The organism is Actinomadura sp. NPDC048021, assembly GCF_040653135.1.
Taxonomy (GTDB): Bacteria; Actinomycetota; Actinomycetes; order Streptosporangiales; family Streptosporangiaceae; genus Spirillospora; species Spirillospora verrucosospora.
On record NZ_JBEZJQ010000025.1, the window covers coordinates 99,589 to 117,653 of the forward strand.

The 18,065-nt window shown below is 72.6% G+C and carries 14 protein-coding genes; 9 read left to right on the top strand and 5 right to left on the bottom strand.

Annotation, left to right across the window (positions count from 1 at the left end):
- Window positions 1-46: 46 nt before the first annotated feature.
- Together AB0C87_RS32960 and AB0C87_RS32965 are read right to left on the bottom strand one after the other, a co-directional pair.
- Entirely contained in the window at window positions 47-2,458 is a 2,412-nt protein-coding gene (locus tag AB0C87_RS32960; RefSeq protein WP_345185132.1) for a M4 family metallopeptidase, read from the bottom strand.
- Window positions 2,459-2,792: 334 nt separating this feature from the next.
- Window positions 2,793-3,821 carry an alpha/beta hydrolase-fold protein gene (locus tag AB0C87_RS32965; RefSeq protein WP_353831051.1) on the bottom strand — a complete coding sequence of 343 codons (1,029 nt, stop codon included), beginning with the start codon at window positions 3,819-3,821 and terminating at the stop codon, window positions 2,793-2,795.
- A 138-nt stretch (window positions 3,822-3,959) separates the two neighbouring features.
- Between AB0C87_RS32965 and AB0C87_RS32970 the strand changes: the two genes are divergently transcribed.
- Together AB0C87_RS32970 and AB0C87_RS32975 are read left to right on the top strand one after the other, a co-directional pair.
- On the top strand, window positions 3,960-4,691 hold the full coding sequence (locus AB0C87_RS32970; protein ID WP_360581103.1) for an isocitrate lyase/phosphoenolpyruvate mutase family protein: 732 nt from the start codon (window positions 3,960-3,962) through the stop codon (window positions 4,689-4,691).
- A 175-nt stretch (window positions 4,692-4,866) separates the two neighbouring features.
- Complete coding sequence (locus AB0C87_RS32975) at window positions 4,867-5,691, top strand: oxygenase MpaB family protein (RefSeq protein WP_353831052.1); 825 nt, start codon at window positions 4,867-4,869, stop codon at window positions 5,689-5,691.
- A 117-nt stretch (window positions 5,692-5,808) separates the two neighbouring features.
- Here the strand turns inward: AB0C87_RS32975 and AB0C87_RS32980 are convergent, their stop codons facing one another.
- On the bottom strand, window positions 5,809-7,233 hold the full coding sequence (locus AB0C87_RS32980) for a pyridoxal-dependent decarboxylase (protein WP_360581105.1): 1,425 nt from the start codon (window positions 7,231-7,233) through the stop codon (window positions 5,809-5,811).
- A gap of 71 nt (window positions 7,234-7,304) precedes the next feature.
- Between AB0C87_RS32980 and AB0C87_RS32985 the strand changes: the two genes are divergently transcribed.
- Window positions 7,305-8,249 carry a helix-turn-helix domain-containing protein gene (locus tag AB0C87_RS32985; protein WP_345185108.1) on the top strand — a complete coding sequence of 315 codons (945 nt, stop codon included), beginning with the start codon at window positions 7,305-7,307 and terminating at the stop codon, window positions 8,247-8,249.
- A 19-nt stretch (window positions 8,250-8,268) separates the two neighbouring features.
- On the opposite strand, the gene AB0C87_RS32990 is transcribed toward AB0C87_RS32985, so the two are convergent.
- The gene (locus tag AB0C87_RS32990; RefSeq protein ID WP_353831055.1) at window positions 8,269-9,045 is read right to left on the bottom strand and encodes a phytanoyl-CoA dioxygenase family protein; all 777 of its coding nucleotides are present in this window, start codon (window positions 9,043-9,045) and stop codon (window positions 8,269-8,271) included.
- A gap of 51 nt (window positions 9,046-9,096) precedes the next feature.
- Entirely contained in the window at window positions 9,097-10,932 is a 1,836-nt protein-coding gene (locus tag AB0C87_RS32995; RefSeq protein WP_360355798.1) for a 5'-nucleotidase C-terminal domain-containing protein, read from the bottom strand.
- A 225-nt stretch (window positions 10,933-11,157) separates the two neighbouring features.
- On the opposite strand from AB0C87_RS32995, the gene AB0C87_RS33000 reads away from it, so the two are divergent.
- The 6 genes from AB0C87_RS33000 (at window position 11,158) to AB0C87_RS33025 (ending at window position 18,064) form a co-directional block, all read left to right on the top strand.
- Complete coding sequence (locus tag AB0C87_RS33000) at window positions 11,158-12,048, top strand: trypsin-like serine protease (protein ID WP_353831057.1); 891 nt, start codon at window positions 11,158-11,160, stop codon at window positions 12,046-12,048.
- Between the two features lie 381 nt (window positions 12,049-12,429).
- Entirely contained in the window at window positions 12,430-14,022 is a 1,593-nt protein-coding gene (locus AB0C87_RS33005; RefSeq protein ID WP_360581108.1) for an AMP-binding protein, read from the top strand.
- Window positions 14,019-15,251, top strand: a complete 1,233-nt coding sequence (locus AB0C87_RS33010; RefSeq protein ID WP_360581110.1) for an acyl-CoA dehydrogenase family protein — start codon at window positions 14,019-14,021, stop codon at window positions 15,249-15,251. The genes AB0C87_RS33005 and AB0C87_RS33010 overlap by 4 nt, the downstream gene beginning before the upstream one ends.
- 25 nt (window positions 15,252-15,276) lie before the next feature.
- Window positions 15,277-16,035 (top strand): enoyl-CoA hydratase/isomerase family protein, encoded by a 759-nt coding sequence (locus tag AB0C87_RS33015; protein WP_345185093.1) that lies wholly within the window; start codon window positions 15,277-15,279, stop codon window positions 16,033-16,035.
- 8 nt (window positions 16,036-16,043) lie between these two features.
- Window positions 16,044-16,991, top strand: coding sequence for a VOC family protein (locus tag AB0C87_RS33020; RefSeq protein WP_360581112.1), 948 nt, complete (start codon window positions 16,044-16,046; stop codon window positions 16,989-16,991).
- On the top strand, window positions 16,982-18,064 hold the full coding sequence (locus AB0C87_RS33025; RefSeq protein ID WP_353831061.1) for an acyl-CoA dehydrogenase family protein: 1,083 nt from the start codon (window positions 16,982-16,984) through the stop codon (window positions 18,062-18,064). Before AB0C87_RS33020 ends, AB0C87_RS33025 begins: the two co-directional genes overlap by 10 nt.
- Window position 18,065: the final 1 nt, after the last annotated feature.

Below are 18,065 nucleotides of genomic sequence, written 5' to 3' on the forward strand. Positions count from 1 at the left end.
CGCGACGGGGGAGCGGGCCCCGTCGCGGGCCGCGGGCGGGGGGCGGTCAGGCCTTGGTGATGGTGACGTTGTCGATGCCGGCCTCGACGAGGCTGCCGGTTCCGTTGTCGGCCGCTTCGACGAGGATGCGGACGGACTGGCCGGCGTAGGCGGACAGGTCGTACGTCGCCGTCTGCCACGCCCCGGCCTTGTTGGCCGCGGCGCCGCTCTGGTTCAGCACGGTGCTCGACCCGTTCGCGCCGACGACGCGGACGCGCAGGTAGTCGTCGGTCGAGCTGTTGTTGAGGTAGGCGAAGTTCCAGGAGAACTTCAGCGAGAGGGTGCCGCTCGGCAGGCTGATCGCCGGCGACTGGACGCTGCTGACGCCGCCGTCGAGGTCGTAGGTCCCGGCGTCGGTTCCGGCGGCCGCGCCCGTCACGAGGGCGCCGCTGCCGCCCGCGGCGGCGAGCTGCAGGTTGGTGCCGGAGTAGCTGGTCGGCTGCGGGGTGCCCCGCTCCCAGCGGCCCGCGGTGGCGGTGTCGGTGCCGTTCGGGTTGGTCGTCCAGCCCGTCCCGGACTCGAAGTCGTCGGAGTAGACGGAGCCGGGCTGGCCCTGCCCGACGGTCAGCGTGTAGGTGGCCGTGCGGTCGACGGACGCGCCGTCGGCGAGCACGGTCAGCCGGTAGGTGCCGTCAGCGGTCCCGGCCGGGACGGTGACGGTCATCGTGGACGACTGCCCCGAGGTGATCGTGGACGGGGAGAACGTCGCGGTCGGGCCGGACGGGCTGCTCGTCGCCGACAGCGAGATCTGCTGGGCGGTGCCGCCCGTGGTCTGGGTGGCGACCGTGGCGGTCGCCGTCCCGCCCGCCTGGGCGCTGCCCGAGCCGGGGCTCAGCGTGACCGAGAAGTCGTTCTGCTGGGTGCCGCAGGCCGCCTCGCCGCTCTGCGCGGGAACGTTGATCGCGCTCCACGCCGCCTTCACCGCGTTGCACTCGGTGGCCGAGCCGGGGAACAGCTGCAGCGCCGCGTTGATCGTCTCGACGCGGGCGCGGGCGTGGCTCCAGCTCGTGACCTTGCGGTTCAGGCCGCCCATGAAGATCTGGCCGGCCTTCTGGATGCCGATGCCGGTGACGGTGGAGTTGTTGCAGGTGGGGCTGGTCGGGTTGCCGTTGCTCGGGTTCGAGCCCTCGGCGAGCAGGTAGAACCAGTGGTTCTGCGGGCCGGCGGCCGCGTGCACCTCGGTGCTGGGGATCGAGGACGAGTAGCAGTTCGGGTCGCCCAGCGCGGACGGGTTGTACATGTTGCGGATAGGGCCCTGGCCGACCAGGTCGACCTCCTCGCCGACCAGGTAGTCCGGCGGGTCGAGGGTGGCGGGCTCGTTCATGTAGTGCTCGGTCAGCGCGCCGAAGATGTCGCCGGCCGACTCGTTCATCCCGCCCTTCTCGTTCCCGTTGCCGCCGCTGTCGCCGCCGGGCGTGGTGGTGAAGACGGCGTGGCCGTTCTCGTGGCCGACGACGTCGACCGAGGTGGCCTGCTTGGTGCCGGCCTGGTTGTGGCCGAAGTTGGTGTAGCTGCCGTTCCAGTAGGCGTTGACGTCGCTCAGGCCGACGCGGAGCGGGAAGCCGCCGCCGCTGCCGTTGATGCCGTTGCGGCCGAGCCAGGAGCCCAGCATGTCCCATTCCTTCTGGACGGCGTAGAGCGCGTCGACGCAGGCGGTCTCCAGGTCCGTGCCGCTGCCGCTGCCCCAGGCGCTGTCGGTGCCGGTGTAGGCGGAGCCGTTCTGGCCGCCGCACCGGATGCCGGAGCGCTGCGGGTCGGTCATGGACGTGGCGGCGGTGCTGAGGTCCACGGTGCCGTGGTAGTAGCTGCGGTCGTCGGCAGCGTCCCGGACCTCGTCGTAGGTCTTGACGACCTTGCCGCTCTTGGCGTCGACGAACACGTGCAGCTTCGTCGGGGCCTTCTTCTGGGTGCCGCTGACGACGGTCTCGTAGACGAGCCGTCCCGCGCCTTCGGCGAGCACCGTCAGGCGGGGCGTGGAGGCGGTCTCGACCTTGGACACGCGGGCGCGCGAGGTCCTGGCGGCCTCCGCCTCGCCGACCGATGCCCTGGTCGACACGTCGAGCGTGCGGGTCTGGTCGACGGAGGTGCTCAGCACGCCGCCGCTCGCGTTGGTGGTGACGACGAAGTCGCCGCCGTAGACGGGCAGGCCGTCGTAGGTGCGCTCGTAGGCCACGTACTGGAGGCCGCGCAGGCCCGAGGTGACCCCGCGCCGGACGATCTTGTCCTTGGGGGCCTTCTTGAACGCGGCGGGCTTCGCCGCGACCAGGCGGTCGGCCGAGGCGGCGGCGACGGCGCGGGGGTCCGGCTTGGCCGGGGCGCCGGGGGCGGTGCGGGGTGTCGCACCTGAGGCGGGCGAGGACATCGCCACGGCGAGGCCGACGGACAACGCCGCCGCCCCGATCGCGGTCTGGTGTCGCACGGGGGTGCTCCTTCCACGTGCCGGGCGGGCGGAGGGGGTGGGCACGTGGAGGCCCTTGTAAGAGCGCTCCATGAACCGCCGCCCGCCCGGCGGGGGGTTTGGATGGGGGACTCATCCGGATGAGCTGACCCGAAGTGCACCCTGGTTGGAGAAAGGTGTCAATAAATCCATTTGGTTCTGGATTTTCAATCCTGCCGGGCGCCTCTCTGAAATCCATTGAATTCCGTGGCGGAGCAGCGCGAACGGGCCGGGCCGGGAGATCGGCCCGGCCCGGCGGGCAGGGAACCGCGAGGGCGGCGCGCGCGTTGAGACGCCGGCCGCCCGGCGGGGTCGGTCAGGGGGCGATGCGGCGGCAGAGCCAGGAGAGCGCCAGGGGGTAGCGGTAGTCGATGCCGCCGTGACCGGCGTCGAACAGCTCGAAGTGGATCGCGTCCTCGGCGACGCCGGCGTCGAGCAGCGCCCGGTGGAACGCCTGCGCGCCGATGTCGAGGTACCACTCGTCGCGCGTGCCGCCGTCGATCCAGATCGCCCGCTGCGAGCGCATCGCCTCGGCGTGCTCCGGCACCATCCGCACCGGGTCCCAGGCGAGCCAGCGCTCCCACACCCGCGGCCGGAGCACGCCGGTGACCGGGTCGAACGGCAGCTCGGGCGTGCCGTCCTCGCGCGCGGAGTAGCACGCGGCCATGCCGAGGATGTTGAGCAGCTCCATGTCCTCGGGCTTGGTGAACGAGGTGCGGCCGTTGAAGTCGTCCCACCAGCGCAGGATGTCGCCGTCGTACTTGCGCAGGTGCCGGACGCACTTGGGGAACTCGGTCAGGTAGCAGTACTCGAACAGGGCGTCGCCCGCGTGCGTCGCGAGCGCGCCGAACAGGTCGGGACGGAGCATCGGCGTGATCATCGCGCCGTAGCCGCCGCTGGACTTGCCGCTGATCGCCCGGTGCTCGGGCGCGTCGAGCGTCCGGTAGTGGCCGTCCACCCATGGGACGATCTCGTCGCAGATGTAGGAGTGGTAGCGGCCGGTGCCGGGGGAGTCGACGAACTGGCTGCCGCCGTGCGCCGTCCAGGCGTCCACGAAGACCACGATCGCGGGCGGTGCCTCCCCGGAGGCGAACACCTCGTCGGCCGTCTCGGGGAAGGGCCGCCGGTAGGGCGTCCGGTTCCGCCAGATCCCGACATGGCCGGTGAAACCGGTGATCACGTAGACGCTGGGGTAGCGGCGGTCGGGTTCGTCGTCGTAGCCCGGCGGTACGTACACCAGCACCGGCCGCTCGTGCGGGTCGTCCAGCGGGTTGCCGCGCAGCAGCTCGCTGCTGACGACGTGGTCTTCGAGGCGGCCGGCGAGATCGGCGGACCACGGCTGCATTGCGTACTCCCTCGTCGCAAGCGGATGATCACCTTGACGCTAACCCATGGCCGGGACGGCGGGACGGGGCCGCCGCCGGGCGCGGGTGTCACAACGCGGCCGCGTTCTCCGTCCCTCTTGGGAAGGAAGGGGACAGATATGACCGACAACGCCGCACTGCTGCGGGACCTGCACCGTCCGGGCGAGCCGCTGCTGCTGCCCAACGTGTGGGACGCGGGGAGCGCGAAGATCGTTCAGGAGGCCGGATTCCCGGCCCTCGCCACCGCGAGCGCCGCCGTGTCCGCCATGCTCGGCTACCCCGATCACGAGGGGGCGCCTGTGGAGGAGATGCTCGCCGCCGCGGAGCGCGTGATCCGCGCGGCGACCGTCCCCGTCACCGTGGACGCCGAGGCCGGGTACGGGCTGCAGCCGGGTGAGCTGGTCGAGCGGCTGCTCGCCATCGGCGCGGCGGGCTGCAACCTGGAGGACACCTACGCCGGGGAGCTGGCCGAGCCGGAGGCGCAGGCGGAGTACATCGCGGCCGTCCGGGAGGCGGCCGGCGACGCCCTGGTGATCAACGCCCGCGCCGACACGTTCGTGGCGAAGCTCCCGGACCCGGTCGAGTCCGCGATCGCGCGGGGACGGCTGTACCTGGAGGCCGGGGCCGACTGCGTGTACCCGATCGCGGCGCCGCCGGACGCCGTCCCGGCCCTGGTCAAGGGGATCCCGGGCCCGGTCAACGTGAACAACTTCCCGGGCACGTCGCTCGCGGAGCTGGCGGAGATGGGCGTCGCGCGCGTCTCCTACGGCCCGATGCCGTACCTGCGCGCGCTGGACTCCCTGAAGGAGTTCGCGGGCCGCGTCCTGGCGATGGAGAACCCCTACGCCTGACCGGGCCGCCCGCCGCACGGACGTTCGGTCTCGGCCTCCGTGCGGGCCGCGTGTGAGGGCGCTCTCTTCCCGGGCGCCTTGCAAGTGCGCACTTACGATGGCACAGTGAGACGAAATTCGACTCGTTGTATCAATCGTGGGCGCAGGCGCGAGCCCGTACGGAGGTGGGGCCGGCATGACCGCGACCGTGGAGGAGACGCCGCCGAAGGTCGTCCTGGACTCGATCAGCGGGGTGGCCCTGGCCGCCGCCGCGTCCAACGTCGTCATGCAGCTCTCCCGCCTCCCCATAGGGCACGGCGTCGCGGAGAGCACGGTCGACAGCGGCCGCGTCGACAAGCACCCGGTCAAGCGGGCCCGCACCACGCTCAGCTACATCGCCGTCGCCATGCTCGGCACCGAGGCCGAGCGCGAGGCCATGCGCCGCGAGGTGAACCGCGCGCACCGGCACGTCCGCGCGAAGGAGCCCGTCGCCTACAACGCGTTCGACCGCGACCTCCAGCTGTGGGTCGCCGCGTGCCTCTACGTGGGCGTCGAGATGATCTACACGATGCTGTACGGGACGCCGTCGCGCGACCAGGCCGCCGACCTGTACCGGCACGGCGCCCGCTTCGGCACCACCCTCCAGGTCACCCCGGACATGTGGCCGCCGGACCGGGACGCCTTCGAGGACTACTGGCGGGCGGGCCTGGCGAAGATCGAGATGGACGATGTGACCCGCGGCTACCTGCGCGACCTCGCCGAGATGCGCTTCCTGCCCGCGCCCGTCCACCGGACGTTCGGCCGGTTCCACCGCTTCCTGACGATGGGCTTCCTTCCCCAGCCCTTCCGCGACGAGCTCGGCTTCCCGTGGACGCCCCGCGACCAGGCGCGCTTCGACCGCTTCGTCCGCGTGCTGGCGGTGAGCAACCGGGCCCTGCCGCGCCCGGCCCGCGAGTTCCCCTTCAACCTCTACCTGCGCGACGTCCGCCGCCGCCTCAGGACCGGGCGCCCGATCGTCTGACCCCCCGGCGCCCGGGTCAGCGGCGCGCCGTGACGCGACACCCGGCGGAGGGCCGCCCGTCCGTCGAGGACGTCTCCATGCTGGGCGCCCTCGCCCGCGTCCCCTGACCCGCCTCGCTCAGGCGCGCGCCTTGGTCACGGTGGCGACGAGCTCCTCGACGTCCGCGAGCGTGGTGCGGTGGCTGATGACGCAGGCGCGCAGGGCGGCGCGCCCGTCCAGCCGGACGGGGCTGATCCACGCTCGCCCGCTCCCCACGACCGCGCGGGCGAGCGCGTCGTGGCGCTCCCACGTCCCGTCGGCCGGGTCGGCGAAGCACACGACGGGCAGCGGGGTGTCGTTGACGATCTCCCAGCCCGCGGCGGCGAGCCCCTCGCGCAGCGCGTCCGCCAGGCCGGCGTCGCGTTCGAGCTGCTCGGCGTAGCCCGCGCGGCCCGCGACGGCGAGGCTGAGGAACAGCTTGAGCCCCATGAACCGCCGCGACCACTGCTGGCTCGACGTGTAGGGGTCGACGGTGCCGTGGATCTCGTCCGGCATGTAGGACGTGGTGACCCGGAAGGTCTCCGCCAGGCCGCCGGCGTCCGTGCCGAGCAGCGCGCCCGCGCCCATCGGGACGCTCAGCCACTTGTGCGCGTCGAGCGTGATCGAGTCGGCGCGCTCGATGCCGTCCAGCGCGGGCCGCAGCCGGTCCGACAGGGCCGCGGCGCCTCCGTAGGCGGCGTCCACGTGCAGGCGGAGGCCGCGGTCCGCGCAGAGGTCGGCCAGGTCGTGCAGCGGGTCGATCGCCCCGGCGCCGGTGGTGCCGGCGGTCGCGACGACGAGGAACGGCAGGTCGCCGCGCGCGCGGTCGGCGGTGACCAGCTCGGCCAGCCGGGCGGCCTCCATCCGCAGCCCGGGCCCGGTCGGGACGAGGCGCACGGCCTCCCGCCCGATCCCGGTCGCGTGCGCGATCTTCAGCCAGGCCAGGTGGCTCTCGGCCGACGCGTACAGGACCGGGCGGCCGGGGAGCGCCCGCAGCCCCTTCTCGCCGTACTCGGGCCAGGTCCTGGTCAGCGCCAGCAGCACGGCCGTCAGGTTCGCCTCCGCGCCTCCGCTCGTGAACGACCCGGCGACCCGCTCCGGCGGGTAGCCGAGCCGCCCGCCCAGGAACCGCAGCAGGTGCGCCTCCATCTCCGCGGCGGCGGGCGCGTGCGACCACGCGGCCAGCTGAGGGTTGAACGCCGCCGCGAGCGTCTCGCCGACCACGCCCATCAGCGTCGGTGTCGGGTTGAACAGCCCGAAGTACCGGGGATGCGTGGTGTGGACGGTGGTCGCCCGCAGCAGCTCCGCGACCCCGTCGACCGCCTCGCGGGGCGGGACGGGACGGGCGAAGTCGTACGCGCCGATCGCCGCGCGCAGCTCCGCCACGTCCACGGGGGCGCTCACGTCCCGTCCGGCGATCCGTTCGCGCTCGTCCCGCAGCAGGTCGACGACCTGCCGCCACACGCGCTCGGCCGCTTCGGGGGGCGGGTCGAAGGAGGCTCGTCCAGAGGGGAAGTCGTCCATGCGTCCGAGCCTGGCGCGCGCCGCCCCCGGCCCCAAGTGGCAGAAGTGACCATCACCGCTAAATTAGTGACATGCACACACTCGCCGTCGCGGTCACCGAAGGGGTGCCGATCTTCGAGCTGGCGATCCCGTGCGAGGTGTTCGGGTACGAGCGCCCGGGGCTCGCCGACTCCTGGTACGACTTCCGCCTCTGCGCCGCCCCCGGCACTCGCACCGCCGCCGGGTTCGTCCCGCAGACCGGCCACGGTCTCGACGCGCTCGCCGACGCCGACACCGTCGTGATCCCCGCCTGCGCGAGCGTCGTCGACGAGCAGCCGCCGGACCTGGTCGACGCGGTCCGCGCCGCGCACGGCAACGGCGCCCGCATCGTCTCGCTGTGCACGGGCGCGTTCGTCCTCGCCGCCGCGGGGCTCCTGGACGGGCGCCCCGCGACCACCCACTGGATGCACGCGGGCCAGCTGGCCGCCCGCCACCCGAAGGTGCTGGTGGACGCGTCCGTCCTCTACATCGACGACGGCGACGTTCTGACCAGCGCGGGCACCGCCGCAGGGCTCGACCTGTGCCTGCACGTCGTCCGCAACGACCACGGCGCCGCCGTGGCGAGCGCCCTGGCCAAGCGCCTGGTGATGCCCGCGCACCGTCCCGGCGGGCAGGCCCAGTACATCGACGCGGCCGTCCCCCCGGCGGACGCGGACGAGCTGGGCCCGCTCCTCGACTGGGCGCGCGAGCGGCTGCACGAGCCGCTCACCGTCGCCGCCCTGGCGCGCCGCGCCAACGTCACCACCCGCACGCTGATCCGCCGCTTCCACGCCGCGACCGGCACGACCCCCATGGCGTGGCTGCGCGGCATCCGCGTCGACCGCGCGCGCGAACTCCTGGAGACCACGTCCCTCCCGGTCGACCAGATCGCCGAGTGCTGCGGCCTCGGCAGCCCGGCCAACCTCCGCCACCACTTCACCCGGGCGGTGGGCGTCCCGCCGACCGCCTACCGCCGCGCCTTCGCGCCCGTCCCCTGACCCGTCCCGCGCCGGGACGTCACGGTTCGAGCGCTCCGACGATCGCGATCTCCACCGGGGAGGCGGCCGCCGGACGCTCGACGCGGAGGGGCCCGGCGGGGGACAGCTTGGGCTGCGCCATGAAGCGGGGGTGCTCGCCGAGGTGCGGCTGCCCGGCGTGGACGAGGAAGGGGTGGCACAGGTAGACGTCGCCCGCGCGGCCCGTGGCGAGGGCCGTGGGGCGGTGGGCGCTGGCGGCGTCCGCGCGCCGGGCCAGTTCGCGCGCGTCCAGGCCGTCCTCGCCCTCGGGCGCCAGGACGCGGGCCGTGTCGCGGTGGGAGCCCGGGCGGAGGCGGGTGGGAGCGTCGTCCTCCCCGACGTCGGAGAACAGGAAGAACATCTGCAGGGCCCGGTCCTTCGACGCGATGTTCGCGCGCCAGGTCATGTAGTCGCCGGCGAGGGAGCCGGGGCCGGGGAAGCTGACGTCGACGTGCCAGCCGTCGACGACCGACGCCTCCGGGGAGGGGAAGCGGACGACGAAACCGCCGAGGCTCGTGCGCGGCGCCCAGCGTCCCGGCCCCACCAGGGCGTCGAAGGCGGCGTGCAGGCGCGGGGTGTTGGCGGCGGCGGCGAAGGGCGGCTGCGCGTAGTCGGGGCGCGAGGCGATGTTCGGCCACGTGGACGGGTCGCCGGGGTCCGCGTCCAGGTCCCGCCATACGGCCTCGCGGCATTCGTCCGCGAGGGTGCGGGGGAACGCGGCCTCGACGTGGACGAAGCCGTCGGCGACGAAGGCGGCCATCTGCGCGTCGGAGAGCATGAGCCCACGATGGCCGCCTCGGCGGCGTCGCCGCCAACGGTTTATCCGGGATCAGAAGACCGGGGCGCCGTCGCGGACGAGCCTCCAGTTCCCGACGTGGAACGTGGCGGGGTCGATGGTCCCCGCGGCGGACGCGTACTCGACGATCGCCTCGCGGATCGCCACCTGCGCGTTGTAGACGACCGGCGCCGCGGCGACGTGGGGGAAGCCGCCGCCGCCCGACTGGCGGTAGTTGTTGACCGCGACGACGAACTTCTGGTCGTCGGCGACCGGCGCGCCCTCGTAGGCCAGGCCGGTGATGCGCGAGCCCTCCGGCTTGGCGATGTCGACGTCGTAGGTGACGCCGGAGAACTGGTCGTAGTTGTAGTCGGGGCGGTTGTTCGCGTTCGTCCACGAGGCCGGGTCGACCGGGGCGCCGGGGTCGACCTGCTTGAAGTACCGGGCCGAGTACTCCAGGTACGCCTTGATCTGGGAGCCCGTCAGGATGCTCGCCAGCAGCGTGTTGTCGTAGATGTAGAGGCCCGCGATGTCGCGGATGGTGACCTTGCCGGCCGGGAAGGTCGCGGCGCGGCTGAACGGCGCGGCGATCGAGACGACCGGCAGCGACGCGTTCTCGGTGCCCGCGACCGCCTCCCTGACCTTCGCGGTCTGCACCTGGTGGACGTAGTCCAGGATCGCCGTGTCCTTCCAGCACGACTCCGCCGCCGACATCTCCTCGGTGGAGGTGGCGACCTCCTTGTTGACGTAGGCGACCACCGCGTCGTGCTGCTTCTTGACGAGGGTGACGAGCGCCGGGTCCTCCTCGACGGTGTTGCTGTTGACGGTCGTCGCGGACTTGCCGGTGACCGTCCAGCGGCCCCGCTCGTGGACGAGGGTGAGGTCGAAGACCGACAGGCGCTGGCCCCAGCACTTCGGCTCGCTCATCACGACCGTCCGGCCGGTGGCCTTGTTGGTGACGAACCGCTCGGGGATCTCCAGGTGCGCGTGCCCGAACAGGATCGCGTCGATGCCCGGGACCTGCTCGGCGACCAGGGCGGCGGCGTTCTCGACCGGCAGGGCGTCGCCGTAGGACGAGGTGCCGCTGTCGCCGGAGTGGGCGCTGACGACGACCACGTCGGCTCCCTTCGCGCGGATGACCGGAACCCAGCGCCGGGCCGTCTCGACGAGGTCCAGGAAGTCGAGCCTGCCGGAGACGTTGGCCTTGTCCCAGATCGCCACGCCCGGGTTGGTGAGGCCGAGCAGCCCGACGCGGATCGGCGGGTGCCCGGGGACCCGCATCGTCTTGATCATGTACGGCCGGTAGGCGGGGCGGCGGGTGCCCGCGTGGACGGCGTTGGCCGCGAGCACCGGCGCGTCCATCTGCTCGATCCACCGGTTCAGGAACGGGATGCCGTAGTTGAACTCGTGGTTCCCGAGGGCCACGGCGTCGTAGCCGACGGCGTTCATCTGCCGCGCCATCGGGTGGGTCGCGCCCGTCCTGGTGATCGGCTCGACGGAGGCGTAGTAGAAGCCGAGCGGGGTGCCCTGGAGGGTGTCGCCCGCGTCGAAGAGCAGGGTGCGCTCGCGGCCGCGGTCGGCGCGGATCTCGTTCACCAGGCTCGACACGCGCGCCAGCCCGACGACGTTGCCGCCGCTGTCGCTGTACTCGGCGTCCTTGTAGTAGTCCCAGTCGACGGCGTGGCTGTGCAGGTCGGACGTGCCCATGACGGTGATCGTCACGGACCGGCCGCCGGCCGCGGCCCGCGCGGAGCCGGGCCATCCGGCCAGGGCCAGCGCGCTCGCGGCGGTGAGACCGCCGAGGACCTGCCGGCGGCTGACGTCCGGCACGCGGCACGAGCACCAGCGGGGCTCGGGGGCCTGGGGACTGTGGCGGTCCGGATTCTGCATGGCGCTCTCGTTCCTTCGGCGGAGGGGACGGCAGAACGATAGAGGCGCAGCTCACGATCGCTTTCGGCGAGATCCTCCGATCCTTGGACGGGTTCGTTGGCAGTCCTTGTGCACGGCGCCTGACCTGGGTCTATCTGATCTTGTGCCTGAGACGTGCGGACACCGCCCCGCGGCGGCCGGTAGCGTCCCACGGGCCAAGATCAACTCGACCGATCGGAGCTGTCCTTGCGGACGCGCGACAGGAAGACGACGGGAACCTGGCGGAGGATCGCCTGCGCGGCGGTACTGGCCGGCGGGACGGTGCTGGTGGGCGGCGCGGTCGCCGCCCCGGCGGCGCACGCCGGCGAGCCGCCGCCCACCCCGAAGATCATCGGCGGGACGCCGGCCGACCAGGCGTACCCCTTCATGGCCTCCTTGGAGTACGAGCGGAACGGCAACCCCGACTCGCACCGCTGCGGTGGCGGGCTCATCGACAAGGAATGGGTGGTCACCGCCGCCCACTGCGTGACCCAGGCCGGCCAGAACGGGGCGCCCTTCTCGGTGATGGATCCGGGGCTTTTCCATGTCCGGGTCGGATCCGGTGACCGGACGCAGGGCGGCAGCATCGCCAGGCTCAAGGGGATCGTCGTCCACCCCGGCTACCGGTCCCTGGACGATCGTTCCGAGGGCAAGGACATCGCGCTCCTGCACCTCGACACCGCGGTGCCGCAGGCGCCCGTCCGGCAGGCCACGACCATCCCCGCTCCCGGGACGCCCGTCCGGCAGATCGGCTGGGGCTACACCTCCACGAGTGACGGCGATCCGAGCCGACTGCCCGTGCTGCTGCAGCAGCTCGACACGAAGGTGATCTCGCCGACCACCAAGAAGTGCCAGGTGGACGCGAACGGCGACGATTCGTGGGGCTACCGCGACCACGACATCTGCACCGACAATCCCGAGGGCGTCCGCGGCCCCTGCGGCGGCGACTCCGGCTCGCCGCTGCTGATCAAGGTAAAGGGCCGCTGGGTCATCACCGGGGTCGACTCCCGCGGCGTCGGCGACGTCTGCGGCGAGACGCCCGACCTGTACACCAGCGTCGGCCACTACCACCGGTGGATCGCCGGCGTCATCGGCTGATCTCGTCCCGCGCGAACGCCCGGCCGGGCTGTGCCCGGCCGGGCGTTCCGTCGTATCGGGGGTACCTCGTTTGCTGGGACGCGTGTCCGAAACCCGGCCGTCCGCGTGGTGTGGCCTGCGTCACAGTGGCGATCGGATGTCCCAGTAGCTAACCGCTTGAACGGCTTTGTGGCCTTTAAGTCACTATTGCCGTGTTTAGCGTTTCGTGTTCCTCTATTTAAGGCAATGTCTGATTGCGGACCGCCGCCGCCCGTTTCCGCGCCGCCGTCCGCCCGCCCGCCGTCGAGCCGCCCACCGAATCGCCCAGCCACCGAATCGCCCAGCCACCGAGCCGCCAGCCATCGAGCCGCCCCACGCCACGCAGCGACAGCGGAGGTCCGGATGCGCAAGGAGACGCTGGAGAGCTTCGTCCTCGGGGACGTCCTCCGGTCACAGGCGCAGGTTCACCGAAGACAGACGTTCCTCAGATTCCGCGACGGGGAGATCAGCTACGGGGAGGTCGACGCCGCCGCCGACCGGCTGGCCCGCGCGTTCTCCACCGCCGGCGTCGCGCGCGGCGACCACGTCGGCGTGATGCTCCCCAACTGCGCCGACTTCGTCCACGTCATCTTCGCGCTGGCGCGGCTCGGCGCCGTCGCCGTGCCGATCAACATCGCCTACCGGGGCGAACTGCTGCGGCACGTCCTGGACGGCTCCGACTCCCGGTGGCTGATCGTCGACGGGCCCTACGCCGAGCGGCTCGTCGAGATCGCCGGCCGCCTGCCCCGGCTGGAACGGGTCGTCGTGCGGGGCGCCGCCGAGGCCGGGGTGCTGCTCGACCGGCTCGGCAAGCCCGCGCGGGACATGTCCGCCCTCCCGGCCGGCGGGTCCGGGCCGGTGGAGGTGAAGGTCGGCTTCGGCGACATGCAGGCGATCATGTACACGTCCGGTACGACCGGGCCGTCCAAGGGCGCCATGGTCCCGCATGCGCTCGCGCTGACCTGCGCCTACGACTCGCTGGACTTCCTGGACCGCTGGGGCAAGACCGTCTACTGCCCGCTGCCGCTCTTCCACGCCGCCGCGCTGTGGGACGGCATGCTCTCGGCCCTGCTCGGCGGCGGCTCCATCGCGATCGTCGAGCGGTTCAGCGCGTCCAGGTTCTGGGACGACGTGCGCCGCTTCGACGCGCGGGTGTGCATGAGCGTGTTCTCGATGATCCCGATCCTGCTGAACCGCCCGCCGACGTCCCGCGACCGCGACCACCGGCTGGAGACGTTCTACATGGGCAAGTCCAACCTGGACGAGCCCCTGCGGGAGCGGTTCGGCGTCCGGTCGGTGGAGACCTACACCAGCACCGAGGCGGGCATCGCGACCGGCAGCCCGTACGGGGAGTGGCGGCTCGGGTCGTGCGGGCAGGCGCACGAGGAGCGGTTCCAGGTGGCGGTCGTGGACGAGTGCGACCGGGAGGTCGGGCCGGGGGAGCCGGGCGAGCTGGTCCTGCGGCCGAAGCAGCCGTTCGTCCTCACCACCGGCTACTACGGCGACTGGGAGGCGACGACCCGCTGCTTCCGCAACATGTGGTTCCACACCGGGGACCGGGTGTGGCGCGACGACGACGGGTATTTCTACTTCCTCGACCGGATGAAGGACGCCATCCGCAGGCGGGGGGAGAACATCTCGGCCTTCGACCTGGAGACCGAGATCAACCGGCATCCGGCGGTGCTGGAGTGCGCCGCGATCGGCGTGCCCTCGGAACTGGAGGACGAGGACATCAAGGTGTCGGTCGTGGTGCAACCGGACACCGGGCTCGCCCCGGAGGAGCTGGTGGCCTACTGCGAGGAGCGGCTGCCGCGCTCGATGGTGCCGCGCTACGTCGAGTTCATCGACGCGCTGCCGCGCACCCCGACCGACAAGGTCGCCAAGTACCGGCTGCGCGCGCAGGGCGACGGCGGGATCACCCCGACCACCTGGGACCGGGAGGCGAGCAACCCGTGAACTGGGACGACACACCGGAGCAGGCCGCCTTCCGCGAGGAGGTCCGGGCCTTCGTCAGGGAGCGGTTCCCCGCCTCGTACCGTCCGGCGGGGGACGAGGAGCAGAGCCTCGAACCCGAGGACGTCGCCGGCTACAACTGGCCGGTCGACCGGGTCGCCGAAGATCCCGAGCGGCGCGAGGGGGCGCGGGCCTGGGCGGCGGCGCTGGCCGAGCGCGGCTGGATCGCGCCGCACTGGCCGCGGGAGTACGGCGGCGCGGGGCTGTCGGCGCTGGAGGAGTTCGTCCTGCACGAGGAGATGATGCGGGCCCGGGTGCCGACCGTGAACGGCATCGGCGCGTTCCTGCTCGGCCCGACCCTGCTGGTCCACGGCACCGACGAGCAGAAGGCCGCCCACCTGCCGCCGATCGCGGCGGGCGAGGCGACCTGGGCGCAGGGCTTCTCCGAGCCGGAGTCCGGCTCCGACCTGGCCTCGCTGCGCACCCGCGCCGTCCGCGACGGCGACGAGTACGTCGTCGACGGCCAGAAGGTGTGGACGTCCCTCGGCCAGTACGCCGACTGGCTGTTCGTGCTCGTCCGCACCGACCCGTCCGCCGAACGCCCCCACCGCGGCATCACGTTCCTGCTGGTCGAGGCGGACGCGCCCGGGGTGACGATCCGCCCCATCACCGACATCCGCGGGGCGGCGCCGTTCTGCGAGATCTTCTTCGAGGGCGTCCGGGTGCCGGTCGCGAACCGGGTCGGCGAGGAGAACCGCGGCTGGTACGTGGCGATGTCCGCGCTCGGCTTCGAGCGGGCCGGGATCGGCGCCACCATCAAGTACGAGCACGCCCTCGCCGATCTGGTGGCCTGCCTGAGGTCGCCGGAGGGGCGGCGGCACGCCCGGGGCGGCCCCGCGCTGCGGCAGGAGATCGCGCGCCGGCGGACCGAGATCGCCGTCCTGTACAACCTGGCCCGCTACACCGTGTCCCGGCAGGCGGCGGGCGACGAGCCCGGCTTCGAGGCGTCCGTCAACCAGCTGTTCGGGGCCGAGCTGCACCAGCGGCTCGCGCGGACGGGCGCGCTGGCGTTCGGGCGGTCCGCCGCGCTGTGGGAGCGCGAGGGGGCGCCCCTGGACGCGGTGTTCACCCACATGCGCCGCGACTCGGTCGCGTCCACCTTCCTCGGCGGCACCACCGAGATCCAGCGCAACGTCATCGCCACCCGGGGCCTGAACCTGCCCCGCGGCTGACCACACACGGGAGGAGCGCACGCACATGCTCGACGAGAACGCCTACGAGACGATCGACCTGCGGATCGAGGAGCGGGTCGCCTGGCTGACGCTGAACCGGCCGGACAAGCTCAACGCGCTGACGCCCACCACGATGACGGAGCTGCGCGACATCTTCACCCGCGTGGACGACGACGAGGACGTCTGCGTCGTGGTGCTGCGCGGCGCGGGCGAGCGCGCGTTCTGCGCCGGCATGGACCTGTCCTGGTCGGAGAAGCTGACCCCGCGCGAGCGGATCGAGCAGGGCCGGCTCGGCGAGAAGACGTTCGCGATGATGGAGCGGCTGTCCGTCCCGGTGATCGCCGCCGTGCACGGGTACGCGGTCGGCGGCGGGCTGGAGCTGGCGCTCGCGGCCGACTTCATCATCGCCTCCGACGACGCCAAGATGGGGCTCGTCGAGATCACGCTGTCGGCGCGTCCCCCGTACCGCCCGAAGATGACCGAGGACGGCGACCCCGACCAGCCCGAGTTCGGCGGCTCGGCGCCCGGCTGGGGCGGCGTGAAGCGGCTGCCGGAGCGGATCGGCAAGGCCCGCGCCAAGGAGCTGCTGTTCACCGGCGCCCGGATCGGCGCCGACCGGGCGCTTCGGCTCGGCCTGGTCAACGACGTCTACCCGGCGGCGGAGTTCGACAGGCGGATCGGTGAGCTGGCCGAGCGGATCGCGGCGATGAACCGCTACAACCTGCGGCTCGTCAAGGAACTCGTCACCTACGGCTACGACTGGATCGAGCCCCACCCGAGCTAGGAGGACCCGTGCAGATCTACCGCATCGATCACGTCGCGCAGGTGACCCCCGACCTCGACCAGCAGGTCGCCCTGCTGGAGGGGCTGTTCGGGTTCCGGCGCGTCCGGAGCTGGGACAACCCGGCCGAGGGCGTGCGCGGCGCCCGGCTGGAGATCCCCGGGAGCCGCGGGCAGGCGTGGGAGGTCGTCGCGCCGGCCGGCGACGAGTCGTCCCTGCAGACCTGGCTGGACGAGCACAAGGGGCGCCCGGGCCTGCACCACGTCGGCGCGGAGGTGCCCGACCTGGAAGCCGTCCGCGCGGAACTCGAAGTGCGCGGCATCAAGCCGACCGACTGGGCGTGGGGACGCTGGCTGGAGGCGTCGCTGAGCCCGCCCGAGCACGGCACCGGCGTGCTGTGGCGGCTCCGCGGACCCGGCAGCCTCGACATGTGCGGCGACACCGCCGGCCCGGCCGCCGAGCCGCCCGGGCCGTCCGGGCCGGACGGCCCGTCGCTCGGCGTCGTGGCGCTCGACCACATCTGCCAGGCGTTCCACGACCGGGACGTCCTCGCCCGCTGGTACCGCGACCTCGCCGGGTTCGTGCAGGTCTGGCGGACGGCGGACGCGGAGCACCCCGACATGGCCGACCTCGTCCTGAACATCCCCGGCTCGACGATCTGCTGGGAAGTGATCATGCCGCGCGGGGAGGACTCGTTCATCGACCGCTTCCTGGAGCGCGGCGGCCCGGGCGCCCACCACGTCACCTTCGAGGTGGCCGACTGGGACGCGGCCCTGGCGGCCTGCGAGCACCACGACGTCCCCACCTTCGACGACGAGGAGGGCGTCACCGACGGCGCCGCCTGGAGGCACACGTTCGTCCACCCGAAGCACACCGGCGGCATCCTCGTCCAGCTGTTCTGGGAGGAGCGGCCGGGCGTGTGGGTCCGCTCGGACAAGGTGCCGCCGCCATGGACCTGAGCCTGACCGAGGACCAGGAGCTGATCGCCGCCACGGCCCGCGAACTCCTGGAGTCCAAGGCCGCCACGGCGGGCGCGCGGGCCCTCGGCGACGACCCGTCCGGCCACTCGGCGCCGCTCTGGAAGGAGATGGTCGAGCTCGGCTGGACGGGCCTGGCCTTCCCCGAGGAGCACGGCGGCGTGGGCGGCGACTTCCTGGACGTCTGCCTGCTGTTCGAGCAACTGGGGTACGCGCAGGTCCCGAGCCCGCTGCTGGCCTCGGTCGCGTGCTGCGGCATGCCGGTCGCGCGGTTCGGGACGTCCGCCCAGAAGGAGCGCTGGCTGAACGCCATCTCGGTCGGCCAGATCGTGACCGCCGCACCGCTCCCGTGGGACCGCCCAGGCGAAGGCCCGATCGCGTCGCGCTCCGACTCCGGGTACGTCCTGGACGGCACGGCCACGTTCGTGCCGTTCGCCGCGTCCGCCGAGCACATCCTGGTGGTGGCGCGACTGGACGGCGAACCGCGCGCCTTCTGGGTGGACACCGCGGACGTCACCCTGAAACCGCTCGGAACGATCGGTCACGACCGTCCCTGCCACGCCGAGCTGGAGGCCCTCTGGGTCCCCGGCGAAGCCGCCCTGGGCGCGGACGCGGCCACCGCGATCTCGCTGTTCGGCGCAGCCGCCACCTGCGCGGAGATGGTGGGCGCGGCCCAACGCGTCCTCGACATGACGGTCCAGTACGCCACGGAACGGGAGCAGTTCGGCCGCGCGGTCGGGTCGTTCCAGGCCGTCCAGCACCACTGCGCGAACATGGCCATCGACGTCCTGGGCTCCCGCTTCACCGCCTACGAGGCCATCTGGCTTCTCTCCGTGAACCGAGAAGCCGCACAGCAGGTGGCGATGGCCAAGGCCTGGGTGAGCGAGGCCTACGAACGCGTGTGCGCCCTGGGCCACCAGGTCCACGGCGCCATCGGCTTCACCCAGGAACACGACCTGCACCTGTTCTCCGAACACGCACTGGCCACGTCCCTGGCCTTCGGCGACGCCGACCTTCACCTGAGCAACCTGGCCGACGCCCTCGACCTACCCTGAC

Bases quoted from the DNA above. Each gene is read 5' to 3' on its own strand.
- AB0C87_RS32965 (WP_353831051.1), bottom strand. From the start codon at position 3,821: ATGCAGCCGTGGTCCGCCGATCTCGCCGGCCGCCTCGAAGACCACGTC.
- AB0C87_RS32970 (WP_360581103.1), top strand. From the start codon at position 3,960: ATGACCGACAACGCCGCACTGCTGCGGGACCTGCACCGTCCGGGCGAG.
- AB0C87_RS32975 (WP_353831052.1), top strand. From the start codon at position 4,867: ATGACCGCGACCGTGGAGGAGACGCCGCCGAAGGTCGTCCTGGACTCG.
- AB0C87_RS32980 (WP_360581105.1), bottom strand. From the start codon at position 7,233: ATGGACGACTTCCCCTCTGGACGAGCCTCCTTCGACCCGCCCCCCGAA.
- AB0C87_RS32985 (WP_345185108.1), top strand. From the start codon at position 7,305: ATGCACACACTCGCCGTCGCGGTCACCGAAGGGGTGCCGATCTTCGAG.
- AB0C87_RS32990 (WP_353831055.1), bottom strand. From the start codon at position 9,045: ATGCTCTCCGACGCGCAGATGGCCGCCTTCGTCGCCGACGGCTTCGTC.
- AB0C87_RS32995 (WP_360355798.1), bottom strand. From the start codon at position 10,932: ATGCAGAATCCGGACCGCCACAGTCCCCAGGCCCCCGAGCCCCGCTGG.
- AB0C87_RS33005 (WP_360581108.1), top strand. From the start codon at position 12,430: ATGCGCAAGGAGACGCTGGAGAGCTTCGTCCTCGGGGACGTCCTCCGG.
- AB0C87_RS33015 (WP_345185093.1), top strand. From the start codon at position 15,277: ATGCTCGACGAGAACGCCTACGAGACGATCGACCTGCGGATCGAGGAG.
- AB0C87_RS33025 (WP_353831061.1), top strand. From the start codon at position 16,982: ATGGACCTGAGCCTGACCGAGGACCAGGAGCTGATCGCCGCCACGGCC.